Origin of the sequence: Halobellus litoreus, assembly GCF_024464595.1 — an archaeon.
Lineage (GTDB): Archaea > Halobacteriota > Halobacteria > Halobacteriales > Haloferacaceae > Haloquadratum > Haloquadratum litoreum.
The window spans coordinates 412,491-431,770 of the sequence record NZ_JANHAW010000002.1; the positions used below are offsets into that span (position 1 = coordinate 412,491).

19 protein-coding genes and 1 tRNA gene are annotated in these 19,280 nt (G+C 65.9%); 9 read left to right on the forward strand and 11 right to left on the reverse strand.

Features of this window, described 5'->3' with window-relative positions; translation table 11 throughout:
- From NO360_RS09555 to guaB, 3 genes are all read right to left on the reverse strand, one after another.
- Positions 1 to 144, reverse strand: coding sequence for a DUF7503 family protein (locus tag NO360_RS09555; protein ID WP_256307575.1), 144 nt, complete (start codon positions 142 to 144; stop codon positions 1 to 3).
- 189 nt (positions 145 to 333) lie between these two features.
- Positions 334 to 933 (reverse strand): response regulator transcription factor, encoded by a 600-nt coding sequence (locus NO360_RS09560; protein ID WP_256307576.1) that lies wholly within the window; start codon positions 931 to 933, stop codon positions 334 to 336.
- A gap of 139 nt (positions 934 to 1,072) precedes the next feature.
- Positions 1,073 to 2,575 (reverse strand): IMP dehydrogenase, encoded by a 1,503-nt coding sequence (guaB, locus tag NO360_RS09565; RefSeq protein WP_256307577.1) that lies wholly within the window; start codon positions 2,573 to 2,575, stop codon positions 1,073 to 1,075.
- A gap of 297 nt (positions 2,576 to 2,872) precedes the next feature.
- Here guaB and NO360_RS09570 point away from each other — a divergent pair, with 297 nt between their 5' ends.
- The 5 genes from NO360_RS09570 to NO360_RS09590 all read left to right on the forward strand — a co-directional run bounded on the left by NO360_RS09570 (position 2,873) and on the right by NO360_RS09590 (position 5,703).
- A complete protein-coding gene (locus NO360_RS09570; RefSeq protein ID WP_256307578.1) occupies positions 2,873 to 3,085 on the forward strand; it encodes a DUF8099 family protein in 213 nt (70 codons plus the stop codon).
- Between the two features lie 6 nt (positions 3,086 to 3,091).
- The gene (locus NO360_RS09575; protein WP_256307579.1) at positions 3,092 to 4,063 is read left to right on the forward strand and encodes a DUF5794 domain-containing protein; all 972 of its coding nucleotides are present in this window, start codon (positions 3,092 to 3,094) and stop codon (positions 4,061 to 4,063) included.
- Positions 4,064 to 4,165: 102 nt separating this feature from the next.
- Positions 4,166 to 4,387 (forward strand): DUF5795 family protein, encoded by a 222-nt coding sequence (locus NO360_RS09580; protein ID WP_256307580.1) that lies wholly within the window; start codon positions 4,166 to 4,168, stop codon positions 4,385 to 4,387.
- Between the two features lie 85 nt (positions 4,388 to 4,472).
- A tRNA-Trp gene (locus NO360_RS09585) sits at positions 4,473 to 4,652 on the forward strand.
- 262 nt (positions 4,653 to 4,914) lie between these two features.
- Positions 4,915 to 5,703: an SDR family NAD(P)-dependent oxidoreductase gene (locus tag NO360_RS09590; protein ID WP_256307581.1), complete on the forward strand. Its 789-nt coding sequence runs from the start codon at positions 4,915 to 4,917 to the stop codon at positions 5,701 to 5,703.
- 32 nt (positions 5,704 to 5,735) lie between these two features.
- On the opposite strand, the gene NO360_RS09595 is transcribed toward NO360_RS09590, so the two are convergent.
- The 3 genes from NO360_RS09595 to NO360_RS09605 form a co-directional block, all read right to left on the reverse strand.
- Positions 5,736 to 6,059 carry a DUF8000 family membrane protein gene (locus NO360_RS09595; protein WP_256307582.1) on the reverse strand — a complete coding sequence of 108 codons (324 nt, stop codon included), beginning with the start codon at positions 6,057 to 6,059 and terminating at the stop codon, positions 5,736 to 5,738.
- A gap of 374 nt (positions 6,060 to 6,433) precedes the next feature.
- Positions 6,434 to 7,114, reverse strand: a complete 681-nt coding sequence (locus NO360_RS18950) for a helix-turn-helix domain-containing protein (RefSeq protein ID WP_256307584.1) — start codon at positions 7,112 to 7,114, stop codon at positions 6,434 to 6,436.
- Between the two features lie 64 nt (positions 7,115 to 7,178).
- Entirely contained in the window at positions 7,179 to 7,643 is a 465-nt protein-coding gene (locus tag NO360_RS09605; RefSeq protein ID WP_256307585.1) for a hypothetical protein, read from the reverse strand.
- A gap of 63 nt (positions 7,644 to 7,706) precedes the next feature.
- On the opposite strand from NO360_RS09605, the gene NO360_RS09610 reads away from it, so the two are divergent.
- Positions 7,707 to 8,585, forward strand: a complete 879-nt coding sequence (locus NO360_RS09610) for a DUF1405 domain-containing protein (RefSeq protein WP_465260947.1) — start codon at positions 7,707 to 7,709, stop codon at positions 8,583 to 8,585.
- A 193-nt stretch (positions 8,586 to 8,778) separates the two neighbouring features.
- Here the strand turns inward: NO360_RS09610 and NO360_RS09615 are convergent, their stop codons facing one another.
- The gene (locus NO360_RS09615) at positions 8,779 to 10,008 is read right to left on the reverse strand and encodes a LolA family protein (RefSeq protein WP_256307586.1); all 1,230 of its coding nucleotides are present in this window, start codon (positions 10,006 to 10,008) and stop codon (positions 8,779 to 8,781) included.
- A gap of 199 nt (positions 10,009 to 10,207) precedes the next feature.
- Here NO360_RS09615 and NO360_RS09620 point away from each other — a divergent pair, with 199 nt between their 5' ends.
- A complete protein-coding gene (locus tag NO360_RS09620) occupies positions 10,208 to 13,816 on the forward strand; it encodes a PAS domain S-box protein (RefSeq protein ID WP_256307587.1) in 3,609 nt (1,202 codons plus the stop codon).
- Positions 13,817 to 13,921: 105 nt separating this feature from the next.
- On the opposite strand, the gene NO360_RS09625 is transcribed toward NO360_RS09620, so the two are convergent.
- Both NO360_RS09625 and NO360_RS09630 read right to left on the reverse strand, forming a co-directional pair.
- Entirely contained in the window at positions 13,922 to 14,332 is a 411-nt protein-coding gene (locus NO360_RS09625) for an ArsR/SmtB family transcription factor (protein ID WP_256307588.1), read from the reverse strand.
- Between the two features lie 207 nt (positions 14,333 to 14,539).
- Positions 14,540 to 15,616 carry a LolA family protein gene (locus NO360_RS09630; RefSeq protein WP_256307589.1) on the reverse strand — a complete coding sequence of 359 codons (1,077 nt, stop codon included), beginning with the start codon at positions 15,614 to 15,616 and terminating at the stop codon, positions 14,540 to 14,542.
- 119 nt (positions 15,617 to 15,735) lie between these two features.
- On the opposite strand from NO360_RS09630, the gene NO360_RS09635 reads away from it, so the two are divergent.
- Positions 15,736 to 16,437: an ABC transporter ATP-binding protein gene (locus NO360_RS09635; RefSeq protein WP_256307590.1), complete on the forward strand. Its 702-nt coding sequence runs from the start codon at positions 15,736 to 15,738 to the stop codon at positions 16,435 to 16,437.
- Positions 16,437 to 17,672, forward strand: a complete 1,236-nt coding sequence (locus tag NO360_RS09640; protein ID WP_256307592.1) for an ABC transporter permease — start codon at positions 16,437 to 16,439, stop codon at positions 17,670 to 17,672. The genes NO360_RS09635 and NO360_RS09640 overlap by 1 nt, the downstream gene beginning before the upstream one ends.
- Positions 17,673 to 17,725: 53 nt before the next feature.
- Here NO360_RS09640 and NO360_RS09645 read toward each other — a convergent pair whose 3' ends face one another.
- Both NO360_RS09645 and NO360_RS09650 read right to left on the reverse strand, forming a co-directional pair.
- Complete coding sequence (locus tag NO360_RS09645; RefSeq protein ID WP_256307593.1) at positions 17,726 to 18,376, reverse strand: hypothetical protein; 651 nt, start codon at positions 18,374 to 18,376, stop codon at positions 17,726 to 17,728.
- A gap of 21 nt (positions 18,377 to 18,397) precedes the next feature.
- The gene (locus tag NO360_RS09650) at positions 18,398 to 19,162 is read right to left on the reverse strand and encodes a hypothetical protein (RefSeq protein WP_256307595.1); all 765 of its coding nucleotides are present in this window, start codon (positions 19,160 to 19,162) and stop codon (positions 18,398 to 18,400) included.
- Positions 19,163 to 19,280: the final 118 nt, after the last annotated feature.

The window sequence follows — 19,280 nt, forward strand, 5'->3', positions numbered from 1 at the left end:
TTAGGGACCCGAAATCGCGCCGTGGTTGCCAGCCGCGACTGCGCCAGCCTGCGAGAGCAGGAGCAGCGCGGTGAAGAGGACGCCCATCGCGCGGGGGTGTTCGGAGAGGTACTGTGCGACCGCGTTGGTGTCATTTTCGGACATGACGATTGGTACGTCGGCTCGCTTTAAAATAAAATTTTCTGACACTTTCTGATATAATATTATATTAATTTAGTACCTGAAGAACGACACAAAAAGATATACGGCACCGAGAGCGTCTCTCGAGGCCTGGGTGTCACTCAAAAACGTCTTTCGCCGACGAACCTGCGAAACGCCGAGCCGGACCTGTCGTTACTCGGAACTACTAGTTTCGGCGTCAAAATCGTCGCCGAGGTCCCGGTACATCGCCGTGAAGTCGTGCTCCTCGTCGAACGACGTGAGCGTCTCGTCGAGCTGGGCGCGAAGGTTGCGGACGCGCTCCGTGAGCTCCTGGTACTCCTCGTGCTCTTCGAGGGTGGCCGCGTCCTTCTCCGACTCCAGGAGCGCCTTCTTCGAGGCGAGTGCGAACAGCTCCTGAATGCCGTCGTCGTAGGTGTTTCGGCGGAGTAGGTTCTCGACGGTCTCCTTCAGCGAGTCCCGCGAGACCGGCTTGACCAGGTAGTCGTCGAAGCCCATCGCGACGATGTCGAAGTCCGGTTCGACCGCGGTGACCATCGCCACGCGACACCCGACGTCGCGCTCGCGGATCGCCTCCAGCGCCTCGTCGCCTGAGAGATCGGGCATCCGCCGGTCGAGCAGGACGACGTCGACCTCCTCGTCGAGCTCTTCGAGCGCCTCGCGGCCGCCGTAGGCGACGCGAACGCGATACTCGTCTCTCAACCACGTTGCGTACAGGTCGGCGAGGTCCGGCTCGTCTTCGACGACGAGCACCATCGGCAGGTCAGCACTCATTGGTTAGTCTGCGGTGTTCCGGGACACCGATACGAAGGAATGGCTTCCGGGGGCATATCAAGATACCCCTTGTGATCTCGTCGCCTCACGGCTCGAAAATCGCCGACGTGAGTGGGTTAATACCGTCCTAAATCCGGATTCAGTTCCCGTTCGGGCTGTAGTTCGGGGCTTCGTCCGTGATCATCACGTCGTGAGGGTGGCCCTCGGTCTGGCCGGCGCTGGAGACGCGAACGAACTCGGCACGTTCCTTGAACCCGGGGATCGTTCCGGCACCGACGTAGCCCATCCCCGAGCGCATCCCGCCGACGAGTTGGTGGAGTTCCGAGGCGAGGGTCCCCTTGTACGGCGTCGCCGCCTCGACGCCCTCGGGGACGAACTCCTCGTCCTCCTCGTCGGTGTCCTTGAGGTACCGCTCGCTCCCGCCGGACTTCATCGCGCCGACGGATCCCATCCCCCGGTACTGCTTGTATTTTTTCCCGTTCATCGTGATGACGCGCCCGGGCGCTTCCTCGGTGCCGGCGAAGTACGACCCCAGCATCACGGCGTCCGCGCCGGCGGCGATCGCCTTGATCGCGTCCCCTGAGTAGCGGATTCCGCCGTCGGCGATGACGGGGACGCCTTCGGGGGCGGCGACGTCGGCGACCTGAGAGACGGCGGTGATCTGCGGCATCCCCGCGCCGGAGACGACGCGCGTGGTACAGATCGATCCCGGCCCGATGCCGACTTTCACGCCGTCTGCGAAGTCGACTGCGGCCTCGGCGGCCTCGCGGGTGCCGATGTTGCCGACGACCACGTCCGCGTCGACCGTGGTCTTGATCTCCCGCGCGCTGTCGAGGACGTTGAGGTTGTGCGCGTGAGCGCAGTCGATGAAGATCACGTCCGCGTCCGCCTCGTCGGCGGCCGCTGCTCGGTCGGCGTCGAACGGGCCGACGGCGACCCCGACGCGCAGGCGACCGCTCTCGTCGCGGGCGGCGCTCTCGTGTTCGCGACGCTGCAGGATACCCTGCATCGTGACGAGGCCGACGAGGTGGTCGTCGCCGTCGACGATGGGAACGCGCTCGATCTTGTGATCGTACATCAGTTCGAGCGCCTCGCGCGCGCCGACGTCGCGCGGCGCGGTGACGACCTCGTCGGTCATCGCCTCCCGCACCTCGTCGGTCTCGCCGACTTCCAGATACGGCCGGATGTCCGTCCCGGAGATGATCCCGAGGACGGTGTCGTCCTCGTCGACGACGGGCGCACCGGAGACGCCCTCGCGCTCCATCATCGCGTCCACGTCCCGAACCGTCTGGGTCGGGCTCGCGGTCACGACGTTCTCCCGACGGATCACCAGTTCGTCCGCGCGCTTGACGCGCTCGATCTCGGCGACCATCCGCTCGGTGTCCATATTCTGGTGCAGGACGCCCAGACCGCCCTCTCGCGCCATCCCGATGGCCATCTCGCCCTCGGTGACGGTGTCCATCGCCGCCGAGAGGATCGGAATGTTCAGCTCGACGTTCTTCGAGACGTGGGTGGAGACGTCGGCCGAATCGGGTTCGACCCGACTTTCCATCGGTCGGAGCAGTACGTCGTCGAACGTCAACGCCTCTGGCACCCGAAGCTTCTCGGAGAAGAGACCCTCTGTTGAACCGTCTTTCGCCATATAAACGGTCCACAGCCGACCGACAAAAGCGTTGCGAGACACCATCGCTGTGCAGACTGTTGGCATATATTCGCGCTCGATATACACGTGCGTGAATACCCGACGGACGATCGGATCCGAGCCGGACGACGCTCGCAAAATTCGCCTGGGTGGACGGCTGAAGCGGACGGTTCTCCGACTATCTGGGAGAATTTCCCAAAGATCGTAGCGTAATCAGCGGTACTGGTGTAAGAGACCCAGAACCGTGAGCACCCCTCCCACACAACGTTTAATATCCCAGTCCAAGTGAACTTAGGTATGGACTCCGAGTGTCCCTCTGCATCGCGCATCGCAGGTCAGCAGACCACGGAATTCGATGCGAACTTTACATTTACAGCGATGCAGAACTTCAAACGCGGGAACTGGACGCTCCCCGCGCGCGATTCGCTCGGAGTGCTCGGGCAGGCCCACGGCGTCGACGCGCCGGGCTTGCGCCCGTATCGCCGTCTGGCCGATGGTGACGGCCGTTAGTCCCGAATGAGCGTCTCTCGACATCCCGTCGCACTCCGCCTCGAGCAGCAGGTGGGGGGTGCGACCCGACTCCTGGCCACGGTGATGGCGCTCCCGCTCGTCGACGGGATCTTCCCGGCACTCATCATCGCCGGAGCGCTGAGCAGTCCGCTCGGCATCATCGAGACCGGACTGCTGATCTTCGGCGGTTCGGCGACCGTCGCGGTCATCCTCGCGGAGATGGACGGCACCCGTCGCGAACAGGTGACGTCGGTGCTCGTCCTCGGCGCGCTCTTGCTCCCCGTGGCGGGGGTCGAGGCCCTCTTCGCGGAGACGTTGAAGAGCGTGCTGAACTTCGAGGTCTTCCACCGGTTCGCGGGTCTCGTCATCCTCGCGGTGGCGGCGAAGACCGCCTCCGCGAAGGTCGGCGAGTACCTCCCCTCCCCGAGCGTCATCATCGGCTTCGGGCTGATCGCCAGCCTCGAACTCGGCGGTGCGGCGCTCGTCATCAACCCCGATCCCGGCACGATCATCCGAGCCGTCGCGGCCGCCGGCGTCGGCGTCGCCTTCGCGCTGGCGGTGGCGCTCTTCGCCCCGCGGCTCCGCGGTGCCGTCGACATCGACCGCTTCCGGTTCGGCAGCTCCGTCGCGCTCGGGATGCTCGCCGTCGACGTCTTGGGGCTGCTCCCCACCGAAGCGCCCGTCGCGCTGGCCGTGCTGGGCGTCACCGCCCTGTTCGCCTACGATCCGGAGGCGGACCTGGACCGGGACGCGGCCGCCGACCCCGCGGAGGCCGAGGACCGCACGGAGCCGGAAGTCGGGCCCGAACCGTCCTCAGACTCGGCGCTCTCCTCGCTCCGGGCTGCCGTCGCGGACGGCGGCAACCGCGACGAGGACGGCGAGGAGGGCGAGGAACACGAATCCGAGGAAGGCGGCGGCGACGTCGGGTACGGATACCCCGACTCCGACGGCTCCGGCTCCCGAGCCCCGTGGCTCTGATTCGATCGCCGGCGTCCGCGATGGCCGTCCCCGAGCGTCGCTCGCGCCGACGGTCCCGAGACGGCACGACGGATTTACCACGCTTCGCGTCGTGATCGGAGTATGAGCAATCGCGTCGTCGAAGGTCGGATGGTCACTCCGAAACGCCTGGCTGAACTCGTCGAGGGCGAGGCCCCGTTGGAAGCGGAGGCCATCGAAGACGCCGAGCGGGACTGCCCCGAGTGCGGGGAAAACGTCATCTCGGTCGGATACATGCCGAGCGTGACCGAGTTCGTGACTGCCTACAAGTGTCAGGAGTGCTCGTGGTCCGAAACAGATCGGTGAGCCGAGTCCGCTGCGCGGGTCGACCCCCCGCCGACCGATCGTAATTCCTTTATGCCGTATCGGCATACGGACGGATGCAGACCACGGGGCCGTGGCCAAGCCCGGCATGGCGACTGACTCCAGAGGCTTGGCGCCCGGTGACGACACTCCAGACTGATATACCGAGCGGCCGACTGATCATCGGTCCGCGACGACGACCCTCTGGAGTACCGAGGCGCGTACCGGAGATATCAGTCGATCGGGGGTTCAAATCCCTCCGGCCCCATTCCAAAAAATAAAACTTTCTGAACGTCAGGTAAACACAGAGCCGAAAATCTGCGAGTTCTGTGGACTCTACATCACCGAGGTCAACCAGCGCTGCCCGGCGCTTTCATACGGGAGGTGTCAGGAATGACGCCGCTGGACTTCGCCGCCAAACGCGACGGCGACGCCGACCTGGGAGGATCGAGCGCGACGACATCGCGATCGTCGCGGGTCGGCGCATCGCTGGGCACGAACCTTTTAGGACTGGTACCCAAGCGTCGGATATGGACATCGACCTCGGACTGGAGGGCAACGTGGCGCTGGTCACCGGGAGTGCGACCGGACTCGGCCACGCCTGTGCGGAAGCGTTCTCGCGCCAGGGGGCGAACGTCGCCCTCGCCGCGCCGAATATGGACGGTCTCGCGTACGCCAGCGACAGGCTCCACGCCCTCGGCGAGGGCGATATTTTCGGCCTCGAAGTCGACGTGCGCAACCGCGATCACCTGGCGGCGCTCGTCGAGGAGACCGTCGACCAGTACGGCGGCATCGACCACCTCGTCACGGGACCCCGACCGCTCGAACCGGAGCGGTTTCTCGACGTCTCCGACGAGGACTGGTTCCGCGGGTTCGATCGGCTGTTCATGAGCGTCGTCTGGGCCATCCGCGAGTCCGCCGCCCACCTCGAAGACTCCGATCAGGGGTCAGTCGTCACCATAGCGAACCCTGCCATTCCCGCGCTCGCCGACGAACTGCCGATGGCGACCGCGTACGGCCGGGCGGTCCAGGGCCTGACCGAGAGCCAGGCCACGGCGCTCGCGCCCGACGTCCGCGTGAACGCTGTCGTCCCGGGCCCGCACGAGACCGAAGACCTGGAGCAGGTTCTCGCCCAGCGGGTCGAAGCGGGCGAGTTCACCGACGTCGCGTCGGCCTGGGAGGCCGTGCTCGCGGACTGCCCGTACGAGTCGCCGGGGCAGCCGCTCGACCTGGGGAAAGTGGTCGCATTCCTGTCCAGCCGGCACGCGAGTTTCGTCAACGGCGCGACCGTCCCGGTCGACGGCGGGTCTGGCCTCTGAGAGCCGGACACCTGCGAGCGGCAGCAGAGAGATCACTCCTCGTCGTCTCTCTCCCCAGGCAAGCGGCGGATTGCCTCGACCCACCCGTGTTTGGCCGCTTGTCCGGGGTCTGCAATCGGATCGTACGTGATATCGTCAGCCGTCCCAAGGTGCTCGCCCTCCCGGTCGGCATACCGTCTCCAAAAGCCGACTATCCCTGTGAGTACCAAAATCACGAACAAGACGGCTAACGCGACGCTACCGGGGCCGTCCAGTGGGAGCGCCACGAAGCGTACGATCGACACGAGCGCGGCCGTCGAGACGACGTAGAAGAGGTATACGAGCGATTTCCCCGATATTTCGATACTTCGACTCATCAGGGTACCAACTGAATTGACGAGTGGAACTATACAGTTCTTTCCGTGATCTCGATCGCGCACCGACGGTTCACACCGGGATGATCGAGCGACGGGTTCGTTTCGGCGCGCGGATCTCCCGATAGAGATCATATCACAGTCGATGTCGCGCACCGCGACCTCCCGCAATTGCGCTGCCGTGGAGAGTAGTCACGCAGGACCTCCATTTTTCGTCTGTATGCAGCGCGTCGCTATCTGTGCGCAGATACAGCGACGCGTAGTCGTCCTCATAGTAGGGAATCCCACCCCGCAAGTCGTTGGGCGTCACAGCGGGTATCTCTGTCCGACGCGAAGCGGTTCGGACGGTTCAGAGGCCCCGATCGCCCCGGCCCGGATCAGTCGTGACCGAGGAGGAACTGGGCGACGACGCGGTCGGTTGCGCGCCGAAGCGTCTCGCTGGCCGTCGACTTATCGATTCCGAGCGCCGCTCCCAGTTCGGTCAGGTTGCACTCTCGGGGTACCTCGAAGTACCCCCGCTGGTGCGCCTCCGTGAGGCACTCACGCTGGCGCTCGGTGAGCAATCCCCGGCGGTCGTCGGTGTGTACCACGGAGAGGAGTTCGTAGCCGATCCCCGACTCGTCGAGCGCCGAGCCGAAGTCCTCGAACTGGTCCCGCGTCGCCGTCACGTCGAACTCCATCTCTCCGTGCTCGACGATCATCGGGAACTCCGGCGGAAACGATGAGCCCCAGAGAAACTCGTAGAGGCTCTGTTCGGTGGCTTCGTACTGCGAAATGACCCGGCGGTCGTCGCCGTACAACTGGTCGAATCCGTGGATGTCCGAATGGCTCCGGATCGCGTCTGAGACCGCTGCGGGGCTCTCAGACCGAACTTCGCCCAGTTCGAGCGCCCCGTCACCCATCGGAACGCCGGTCAGCAGTCGGAGCGTCGCGTCCGGAAACGACCTCGACACCTCGTTGGCCCACACGTCCTCGGGGAGTTCGATCCGAAAGCGCGCGCGGATCACGACCGTCGCCTCCGAGGCGAGCGTCGCTGTTGGGACGGCATCGTACGTCACGAGTCGTTCCGGTCGCTCAAAAGCGTCCCGTCGGTTCTCGCTCCGGGTTCCGGTTCGCGCGTCGTTACGAACGGGCCTTGTGCCGATACCACAGCACGGTTCCGTACACCGAGCCGAACGCGACGGAGACGATAAGCGCGAGGAGAATCCCGAACGCGAGATAGCCCATCAGCGGATCGGCGTACGGTAGGATCACGTCCCGAGGCGGTTCGACGGCCCACGGACTGACGTGGAAGTACGCGAGCATCCCGGTACTGAACGCGAAGAACCCGACCCAGAACCCGGCCCCCACGCGTCTCGTCAGCGTCAGATAGAGCCCGATCGCCAGGAGCGGGTAGATCGCGAGACTGTACGTGAAGGGGTTCACTTCCGGAGAGATCGGCCAGCCGACGTGGTTCCCCCGGATGACGTGATCGACGTGATGGGCCGCGCCCAGCGCCGTCGGGACCGCGGTGAAAGCGAGGAAGACCTTCGTCAGGCTGTCGTCGATCGTCAGCAGTTCGTCCGGGAATCCGTCTGTAATCGCCATATTCGAACGTCGGTTCCGACCGAAAGGAGGCTTTGCCCAATATGTTGGGCACATTGGTGATCGATGGCGATCAGCGTCTGCTTCGTCGTCTGCACCACACGGGACGAGGAACGCATCGCTGCGGTCCGCGACGGTGTCGACGATCTCCCCCTCGCGTTCGATAACGAAAAGTCGAAGACGAAGCACATCCCCGTTGAAGCACGCACGACCGAACGTGGCGGCCGCGTACCCGCTCTCGCAGAACAGGAAATACACACGATGGCCTCGATTCCCCCCGCTGACGATCTCCCGACGTATCTCACCCCGTTGCCCGATCGGGTCGAAGAGATGGCACTCCGTCTCGCCTGGGTGGTAGTGGCCGTCAATCTCGCGGGCACCGTGTTCGGGTTCTGGTACTACCGATTTCAGCTCCTGAACACCCAGCTCGTAATGTGGCCCGTGGTGCCCGACAGCCCGCTGGCGACGTTGCTGATGGTCGCGAGTCTCGTGTCCTGGAAGGTCGGAAAGAACCGTTCTTGGGTCCACGCGCTGGCCTTCGTCGGGAACCTGAAGTACGGCCTCTGGGTGGTCGTCGTCCAGATCGCGATCAACGACGTGTTCGCCACCGGCGATCCCTATCACTGGTTCCTGCTCGTCAGCCATCTGGGGATGGGGCTCCAGGCCTTCGTAATCCACCGGTACGCCGAGTTCACCCTCCCGGCCGTCGGCGTCGCCACCGCCTGGTTCGGCTTCAACGATATCGTCGATTACTTTCTCCCGATCGTCGGGGACTACCACCACACGTACTTCGGTCCGAAACTGGTCAACGCCGGCGATCACAGCGTTCGTGCGCACGACGTCGCCGCGGCCGCGGCCGTCAGTCTGACCATACTCGCCACGTTTCTCGCACTCGCGATTCGAATCCGGCGGCTGGAGAACGGGCTCGCGAGCGAGGTCGACTAACCCGCGTCTGTCGACCACGAGCCCGCGTCTCACCTGTCGCGAGGCGGAACAGGCCGACCGGGGAAGCGGCCACTCCGTCCCGACGTCCACTTCGTCCCAACGGGCGATCGAGATGGATACTCGCGATGGGTCGTCCGGATCGACTCGCGTATGCAGTTGGGTAAGCAGTCCGAACGGGCGCCCGTTCGCCCCGTCAGAGCGTCTCGACGACGGAACGGGCCACCCGAGAGAGGGTGGCGTTGTCGACGTGGCCGCTCACGCGGAACGTGTGCTCGTCTGTCGTCCACGTGATGGCTGTCGTGCCGTTCGTCCGCGTTCGCCGAGCCTCGTACTCGCCGATCTGGACCGGGGTGCCGGCCGTACTCTCTCTCGTCGTCCCGAAAACGAAGAGACGCAGTTCGCCGTCGGAGCCTGGTCGCTCGTATCGGATCGTCGCGAACTCCGGGTCGGTGGAGCGGTAGGACGCCGAGTCGAACTCGAACTCGGTCGACGCACTGAGAGCCGGAACCGGTAGCTCGACGGCGGCAGCCATCGCGGCCCGCGAGTCGTAATTGCTGAAACGCGCCCGGTCGGTTCCGTTCGGGACCTCGTCGGGATCGAGTCGGAAGGTCCCGGCGTCGAACGTCGGATTGAACACCACGTCCCGATGCGTGATCGTGTACTCGTAGCTGTCCCCGTGGGCGTCGAATTTCGTGTGGCGCTTCAGCGGATAGAGATACTGGGTATCGAGCCAGAGCGTCTGGGACCGAAGCGACATCTCGGGCGATACCGGCGTCAGCTCCAGCCGATACGTCTGCCGCCCGTCGATCGTCTCGGTGCCGGCGTACGTGACCGTGACGTTCCCCTCTCGGTACGGCGTCGACCCGTTCCGCTCCGAGTCGCCCTCCACCGGCACTGCCGGCAGCGGCGACACCCCGGGAGTCAGCGTCGGGTGAGTGACGGACCGACCGCTCCGGGCCGCACCGACGAGCCGCGGATACGGCGACTCCGCGGAGCCGTTGCCGCCGCGAACCGAGATCCGATTGAGCCTGTCAGACGCCGGATCGTAGAACGTGAGCGTCGAGCCGTTCGCGATGACGAACCCGCCCTCTGCCACGAGGGGACCTCTCGCGCCGTCAGTGCGGTTCACTGCGAGCACCCGCTCGTGGTAGGCCCACGGTTCGATGCGTTTCCGCTTCCGCGTCACGGTGGTCACTGTCCCGTCGTCGTTCCGCTCTTGGACGGTCGTCACCGTGGCGCTGACCGTATCGAGTGAGCGGTAGCGATCCGCCGCCTCGTCGGCCGACGGCAGTCCCGCCTCGGCATCCGAAGCCGAGGGGGCACCGTAGGCGCTGCATCCGCTCGCTGCGATCAGCGCCGTCACGATGAGTAACCGGATCAAGACGGACCGGCTCGGTGGCCGGGCCGCATCGCCTGCACGCATCGCTCTAAGACGAACGATCGGGCTGGAGACAGTTATAACTCGGCGGTGCCTCGCTCGGGGGAATCCTCACGGCGAGTGCGGGATTCGAGACGGATAGCGAGAGAGTATCGGAGCGGCCGCTGAGCCCTGCCGCTCGGTGGTCCGACGTCGTGTCACGGGACACGAACGATTTACGGTCGTCGAAACGGGTACTAACGCTATGTCTGCTGTGGGCGCCCACTCGCCGCGGGTCGCGGTCGTGGGCGAACGAGACCTCGTTCGAGCGATCTCAGGCGGGTTTAGGGCCGACGAACGCTCGCTGGAGGTCGGGGCAATAGACCCGGAGACCGCACAGCCGAACTCCGGTTCCGAGCGGTGCGATTGCCTGATTCTGGACGGGGCGCATCCGGCGGTCGACGCGGTCGAGACAGTCAGTCACTGGGCCGCCGAACGCCCGGCCGTTCCGACTATCGTACTGACCGCCGAGTGGGACGAAGAGCGGGTGCTGGAGACGCTGTCCGCCGGCGCGACCGAGACGCTCCCACGGAAGATCGTCGACAGCAGTCCGGAGTTGCTCGCTGAGCGGGTCGTGACGGCGGTCGATACCGAACTCACGGCGGAAGGCGTGGCGGCGGTCTACGACGAGGCCGGCGACGGTGTCACGCTACACGATCCGTGGGCGGAAGCACTCATCTCCGCCAACGAACGGATGTGTGAGTTGACCGGCTACGATCGGGAGACGCTGCGAGACCTGGGCATCGAAGGCATAAGCGTCGCCGAGGACGGCTACACCGCGGGCCGGGCCTACGAGATCCTCCGACGGGTCGCGGAGAGTGGCGAGGTCGAATCCGTCGAGTGGGAGATCGAAACGGCCACCGGCGACCGCCGACTGCTGGAAGGGAATTTCACTGCAGCGACACCCAGCGGGGGACGGGCCGTCGCGCTCTTCCGAGACCTGACCGAACGACGAGAGCTCGAGGAGACCTACCGGGAGATCTTCGAGAACGTCTCCGACGGGTTGGTCGTCCACCATCCAGAAACCGGGGAAATCCTCGACGTCAACGACCGGTTCTGTGCGATGAACGGGTACGAGCGGGAGGAGTTGCTGGGGGAAACGGTCGACGTCGTCACCGGCCCGAGTCACACGTACGAAAGTGTCCTCGAGCGGATCCAGGCGGCCCGAACGGAGGGCGCGCAGTTGTTCGAGTGGCGGAACCAGCGGGCAGATGGGGAGACGTTCCCGGTGGAAGTCCACCTGAGCGTAGTCAACATCCGCGGCGAAGAGCGCGTCCTCGGCAGCGTCCGCGACATCACCGCACGACATCGCACGGAGCGGCGACTCAAGGAAATCCTCGACCGCATCGACGAGGCCATCTACCTCACGTCGGCGGAAGAACTCACCCGGCCGTCGCAGACGCCAGACTACCTGAGTTCGGGATACGAGGACATCTGGGGGCAACCACTCGACCGGTTGGTGGAGCGACACGACGACGGGTTCTTCGAGACGTTGCACCCTGAAGACGAGGCCGAGTACAGGGAGTTCGTCGAGGAACTCGCAGACGACGTCGGAAGCGACGAGGCGGCCGACAGTTACACGATGGAGTACCGCATCGAGCGGCCCGACGGGGAGGTCCGCTGGGTCCACTCGGAGTACTATCCCCTCGATTGGGAGCGGACGCCGCCGCGGGTCGTGATCGTGAGTCGCGACGTCACGGCCCGCAAACGCACGGCGCGAAACCTCCGGATGATCGCCGAGCGCGTCGACGAGGCCATCTACATGTCTTCGCCGGACAAATCCGAGGTTCACTACGCCTCGCCGTCGTTCGAGGACCTCTGGGACATCCCGACCGAACGGATCTACGAGGACCCCCAGGCGTTCATCGACCGCGTCCACCCCGACGACCGCGAGTGGTTCCGCGAGGAGTACGAGCGGATCCGGCGCGACCTGACGGAACCGGACCGCGAACCGCAGGACACCTACGAACTGGAGTACCGCGTTCGACACGAGGACGGCACCGTCCGGTGGATCAGCGTCCGCGGCTATCCCGTCTACGACGGCACCGGCGACGTCGACCGCTGGATCGCGGTCAACCGGGACGTGACCGATCGCAAGGCGCGCGAACGGCGCATCGCCTCCTTCGACGACGCCACCGACGACCTCGCGACCGCGGACACGCCGGAGGAGGCGGCCGAAACGGCCGTGACGGCGGCGACCGAGACGCTGAATCTCCCCGCCGTCGGCGTGTTTCTCTACGACGACGAGGACGGCGTCCTTCGACCGGAGGTACTCGCCGGTGCGTTCTCCGGGGTCGTCGCGGACGAACCGATCAGCGCCGGCGACGGCAGACTCTGGGAGACGTTCACGAAGGGCTCCGTCGCCGCGGCGGACGACGCGTCCGACGTCGGCGGCGTCGCCGACGGCGGCAGGCACGAAACGCTGGCCGACCTGGCAGACTGGCGCGCGCTCTCGCTCGGGACGCACGGGGTCCTCCTCGTCGGCTCGACCGACGAACCGTTCGACGCCGAGACCATCCAGGCGACCCACATCCTCGGGGCGACGCTCGAAGCCGCACTCAACCACCTCCGCGGGCAGCGTCGCCTCGCCGCCCAGGAAGAACAGCTCAGGACGCAGACCGAGCGGGCGGAGCGGCTGGACCGGATCGCGAGTCTGACACACCAGGTCGAGGCCGCGATCACGGACGCGTCGACGGCAGGCGGCGTCGAGCGAGCGGTCTGTCAGCGACTCGTCGACTCCGGGCCGTACGATCTCGCGTGGATCGGCGACATCGAGCCCGGAGACGACCGGCTGAATCCGCGGACCGTCGCCGGTGCGCCAGCGGAGTACGTCGACGCGGTCGACCTGCGGACCGGCGAGGAGACGGCCGATCCCCATCCCGCGGTGGCCGCCTGGCAGCACGGCGAGGTCAGGGTGGAGGACTCGCTCGTGGCCAGCGGCCCGGGGGAAACGTGGCGGCAGCACAGACTCTCGGAGGGGTATCAATCGATCTGCGCCGTCCCGCTGACCGACGGCGAGGTCACCCACGGCGTGTTGGTCATCGGAAACGACGCGCCGAACGCCTTCGGCGACCGCGAACGCGACGTGCTCTCGCAGTTGGGGACGTCGATCGCGAACGCGCTCGCCGCGATCGAGCGTCGGCGGGCGCTCGAATCCGACGAGACCGTCGAACTGGAATTCCGGGGCCCGGGAGAGCGGCTCCCGTTCGCCCACGCCGCCGACGCCGCCGGCTGTCGCGTGCGCCTCGAACGGACGGTGGCCAGACAGGACGGCTCCGTGAGCCTGTATTTCAGTTTCGAGGGAGACGTCCCGAGTGACGCGGCGACGGTCGCGGACCGGACTCTCCCAGGATCGGTCGGCGTCGTGGTCGAAGAGCCGTCGCCGCTCGTCGAGGTGCGGACCGACGGGTGGTTCGGCTCGCCGCTGGCCGAGTACGGCGGGATGTTGCGCGAGGCTTGGGCGGGCCCCGAAGAGACGACGGTCGTCGTCGAGGTCCCCGAGCAGGCCGACGTCCGCTCGTTCGTCGAGCGGTTGGAGGCCGTCGCCCCGTCGCTGGAACTCGTCGCGCGACGCCAACACCGGCGACGTGACCGCACGCCGGCGACGGTCGGCGAACAGCTCAGCGCGGAACTCACGGATCGGCAGCTGGAAGTGCTGCAGCGGGCGCTCGAAGAGGGGTACTTCGAGTGGCCCCGCGAACACGACGGCAGCGAGGTCGCTGACCGCCTCGGCATCACGCAGCCGACGTTCAACAAACACCTTCGGATCGCCGAACGGGAGACGTTCGAGCTGCTGTTCGGCTCCGAGAGCTGAGGCTGCTGAGGACCGGATTCACAGGGGGCGACCGAGGGACGAGCTATCCGCCAACGCGACGATGCGAAAACGTTCGATGCGACGTCTGATGCGACGTCCAGGGCATCAATCACTCGGCTGCAGGACCGCCTCGGCGGAACGTTGCTCCGAAATGTCTCGGCGGATTTCGCCGGTCTCCGGCTGCGTTCCGACGATCAGAACCAACGGGTTCCCCGTCGCGGCGTAGACGTCCATCTGCCGCCCCTTCTCCGAGTACCACTGGTCGACTACTTCGGCGAGACCGGCATCGACGAGGTTGTCGAGGTGATACCTGGCGTTCTGTATCGACGTTCCGACCCGGTCTGCGAGGTCCGACTGCGTCGCCGGGTCGCGGTACAGCTCTGCGAGCATCGAGCGCGCGATCTTCGAGGACAGCGTCGAGAAGACTGCGTCCGACCGCCCGTCGTTCAACTCGACTACCCGTGAGCGTGGTTCAGACCGTTCGATGGTGGTGTCCCGTTGCAGGACGTGACTCATACCTTTACCATACGGCCGAGCCCCCACAAGCACTCTCACTACGTCCGTAGACGGGAGATCGATCGCGGCCAACGTGAATTGATGCGGGGAAGCGCGACGGGACGCGACGCGGAGGCGACTACCGACGTCGGCATCCGTCGGCACCGTTTTCGGCCCTCAGCCGTTGGAACCTTTGCAACTCCTAGCCGTTGTGACCCCCAGTCGTCGTCACGTGGACAGTCGACCGGCGATCTCGACAGCGCGATCGGTTGCGCCTTCGACCACGACCGCCGTCGTCACGCCGTCCTCGGTCCACGCGGCGACCGAACGGTTCTCAACCGTCGTCACGGCGACCGTCCGCCCGTCGACCGTCGTCGTCGAGGCGTTTTCGGTCAGGCGATCGAACCGATCGGTGACGGTCGTCGAGACGACGCTGACGTTCCCGTCGTCAGTGACGTACCGTTGGCCGACGATCGTTTCCCCCTGGCGGACGGTGACTGTCGCGCCCTCGAACGTCTCGTCGAGCTGGGGCAGCGTCAGGTCCGTGTCCGACTGCGCGGCCGCGAAGTCGTCGTATCGATCGATCGTCGAGAGCGCGAGGCGATCTGTCGGCGGGTCGAACGTGCTGTCGTGGATCGACACGTTGAACGCGGTCGATTCGACGTCGACGACGGTTCGGTTCGTGCCGTCGGTGGCCACCGCGCGAACGACTCGGTAGTCGTCCTGCGCGACCCACAGCGAGGCGGTTCCGTCCACCTCGGGGTGGGTCAGTTCCACCTCGTACGTGTCGGTCCCGTCGACCGACGGCGTGCCGACGAGCGTCGCCGTGGCGTTCGAGGCGTTCACCGTCGGCGTCCCCTGCGGAGACAGGTGCTTGCTGCGCTCGCCCGGCATCACGCCATCCGGGACCGGACCGGCGAACGCGTCGCGGTCGGCGTCCGTGAACGCCTCGACGGGCCAGGCGGCCGACTCGTTCGGGCCGACGGCCCAGACGACCGTGCCGTTCGATCCCGCCCGGTATGTCTCGCCGTCGCGCGTGAGGATCGTTCGGCTCCGGTTGTCCGACGCGGCGGCGACTTCGACGCTCGCCGTCGCGGACTCGCTGTCGTTCTCGACGGTCAGGGTCGCTGTGCTCGTTATGCTCTCGGCGCTCTCGTACCGCTGTTCGACGCGATCGAGGACGTCGTCGCCGGACGGCTGCTGGAGCGAGCCGATCGCACCGGTGGCGGCCGCCGACCCCGCGAGGGCCACGGCGATCACCACGAGTACGACCAGTCCGCGGCGGCGTCCGGATCGGGAACTCATAGAACGGAGTTAGGACCGAAGGATAATGTGTGTTCCTGCCGTCCGGCTCCGGGCGCGCGGTGTCCCGACCGCCGCCGCCCGGACAACGCTCATACGCGTCGCCTCCCAAGACCGATCGAATGGCGCAGGCAGACGCGGAGGACGTGGTCAGGCTGTCCGGGGTCCGGAAGACCTACGAACTCGGCGGCACCGTCGAGGCGCTCGCCGGCGTGTCGCTGTCGTTACCGAACGGCTCGTACACGGCCGTGATGGGACCGAGCGGCTCGGGCAAGAGCACGCTGTTGAACCTCGTCGGCGGGCTCGACACGCCAACGGACGGCCGCGTCGTCGTCGGCGGGCAGGACCTCTCGACGGCGACGGAGGCCGAGCGGGCGGCGATCCGGGGGAGCCGCGTCGGGTTCGTCTTCCAGACGTTCAACCTGATGCCGCGGCTGACGGCGGTCGAGAACGTCGCGATGCCGCTCGTGTTCGACGGCTGGGACCGGAGCCGGCGGCGCGAGCGCGCCCGGGAGTTGCTCGCCGACGTCGGGCTCGGGGACCGACTGGATCACAAGCCGACGGAGCTCAGCGGCGGGCAGCGACAGCGAGTCGCCATCGCCCGCGCGCTGGCACCAGACCCGGAGTTGATCTTAGCCGACGAGCCGACCGGCAACGTCGACACCGAGACGGGCGAACGGATTATGCGCCTGCTCGGGGAGCTCCACGCCGACGGCAACACGATCCTGTTGGTCACCCACGAGCGGCGAATCGCCGAACGCGCCGAGCGGATCGTCCACGTCCGCGACGGCGTCGTCGAACGCACCGAGGCGGTGACCGACTGATGGACCCGCGAGAGTCGTTCACTATCGCGGCCCGATCGATCCGATCGCACAAACTCCGCTCGACGCTCACCGTGCTGGGCGTCGTCATCGGGATCGCCTCCGTCGTCACCTTCGCGACGTTCGGCGCGAGCGTCGAGTCGGAGATCGTCGGCGGCATCGCCGACTCCGGCGCGAACAACGTCTACGTGCTCGGCCAGCCCGCCGAAGAGGAGGGCTTCGAACAGGCGCTGCAGCCGATCTTCACCGAGTACGACCTCCGTCAGTTGGCGGGGCTGCCGGGCGTCGAGGCGGTCATCCCGCGCGGGTCGATTCCGGCGAACTCGGTGACACACGGCGGCGACACGGTGTCGATCCAGGGGGCGACGGCGACGACGCCGGCGGCGGTGACGAACGAGACGCTCGTCGCCGGTCGAAGCTTCCGGAGCGGCGCGAACGAGACCGTCCTCAACCGCGCGGCCGCGGAGACGACGTTCGAGGGGAACCTCTCCGTCGGCGACGAGATCACGGTCCGCGGGAGTGACGAGACGTGGAACCTCACCGTCGTCGGGGTCGTCAACGGCACCGCGGGCGAACTGCCGATCGGCAACTTCGGGCCGCAGCCGCAGTTCTACCTCCCCGCCGATCCCTACTACCAGGCCGTCGTCGAGAGTCCCGGTGCGAACGCCCGACAGCGCGCCTACCCACAGGTCACCGTCGTCGCCGACCCGGCCGAGACACTTGCGGTTACTGAATCCGTCGAGACGTATCTTCAGGAACAGTCCGACGCCAGACAGCTCGCCCCCCAGGGGGTCGAGCTGGTCGCCCGGACCAGCGGCGACTTCGCCGAGCAGATCAGCGACGTTATCGAGCAGATCACCCGCTTCGTCACCGGCATCGCCGTCATCGCCCTCGTCGTCGGCGCGATCGGCATCGCCAACATCATGCTCGTCAGCGTCACCGAACGGACCCGCGAGATCGGGATTATGAAGGCCGTCGGCGCGCGCAACCGCGACGTGATGGAACTGTTCCTGCTGGAGGCGACGCTGCTCGGTGCCGTGGGGGCGTTCCTCGGGCTTCCGCTCGGACTGGTCGTCGGCTGGGCGGCGACCCGCTACGCCGAAGTCGGGTTCGCCTTCGCGCCGTTCTGGTCCGCGCTCGCCGTCCTCGTCGGCGTGCTGGTGGGCGTCGTCGCCGGGCTCTACCCCGCCTGGCGGGCGGCGCGGGTCGATCCGATCGACGCGCTGCGGTACGAGTAGGATCGCTGCGGCGACTTCCGAGGGATGCCATCGTCGCAAAAAAGCGCGTGTCGTTAGACGGCCGTCGCGGAGATGCTCAGGCTCCCCGAGATCTCGTCTGTCGTCGTACCTTCTAGTGCGTTGATGATGAACGAGAGTCCGATCGACTCACCGGTTGCCAACTGAGCGGTCAGTTGGCCAGTGATCGGACTCGTTGTGATCCCCTCCCGTGAACCGCTACCGCCTTGAGAGGACTGTAGCTCGAAGGCGTACTCGGTACCGCCGTCGACGTCGTCGTTCAACTCGAAGTCGATGGTGATAGAGAGGTCTTCCGCCGACTGGTTCACGACGGCGAACGCGGATTCCAGCGAGCTCTGCCCGCCGCTCATATCGGCGGGATCGCCGTCCGTGACCACGGAGAACGTATCGCCCGTGATGTCGCTCACTCCGGCGTCGGTGACGAACGCGCCGAACTGATAGACTGAGCTGACGTTCACACCGGGATCGCCGTCGTCGAGCGAGACGGTCAGTTCGCCCCCGCTGTTCATTCGGACGCCCGCGACCGCTTCGTTCGCGACCAGTCCGACGAGCCCGTCGCTGTCGTCGACGACAGCGATCTTCGCTCGCCGGGAGACCTCCGCAGCGCCGAACGCCCCGGTACCGGAAGCGAACGCTCCCGTACCGACCAGCGCTCCCAGCCCAACCAGGACGTCACGTCGGTCCATAAATAGGTACCCGTGTTGGAGTTACGTCTGGGCGTCGGCGTTGGTGAAGTCGTCGTGACTCCCAGCGCGGACGACGAGTTCGCCGCCGAGGTCGGTGTTGTCGCTTTCAGGATCGACATCGCCCACGTCGACGAGGATCGTGACGTAGAACTTCTCTCCTGAACCGATCGAGGCCGAGTACTGCTGATCGTCGTCAAAGATGATACTGGCGGACTTGCCGTTCTCGGAATTCGCGACGTCACCGACGGCGAGTCCCTCCTCCTGCTGGGAGTTATTGGAGCCTCCGGGGTAGTAGGCGACCAAAAAGAGTCGCGTGTTATCCGGGAAAGATCCGTTGGCCTCGTAGGTGAGCTCGATATCCTTCGAGTTTTTCGTCTGGTTCATTACCATAAACGCGCACTCACCGTCCTCACCATTAATCGGAGTCTCGGTATCGATCGCTATACCACCGACAGACGGATCGGTGGTCGGGTCACCAGGAACCATATCGATGTTGTTGCTGTCGAACCCACCGAGTCCGCCGACTTGGTACGTGGAGTTCGGGTTGACACCACTGCCGCCGCCGTCGCCGGTCGCAGTGAAATCGATCGTTAGCTCGCCGTTTTCATAATAAACGTAGTCCGTGCTACCAGGACTGAGTCCGATGAGACCGTTACTGTCGTTGACCACACCGATCTCTGCCGTTCGTCCGTCGAGTTCCGCGGCGGTGAACGCTCCCGTTCCCATCGCAGCCGCGCTTCCTGAAGCCAATGCACCGAGTCCGATCACGAATTTGCGTCGTTCCATAGCGTATCTCACCTGTGTTGGCACCCCCGCGACCCGCCGTCCGGGCCGGGAGCGCTCACCTGACTCATAGGGAGGATGGTACTTTGTTATGAGATTCTCGACACGAACGCGAGCGGCA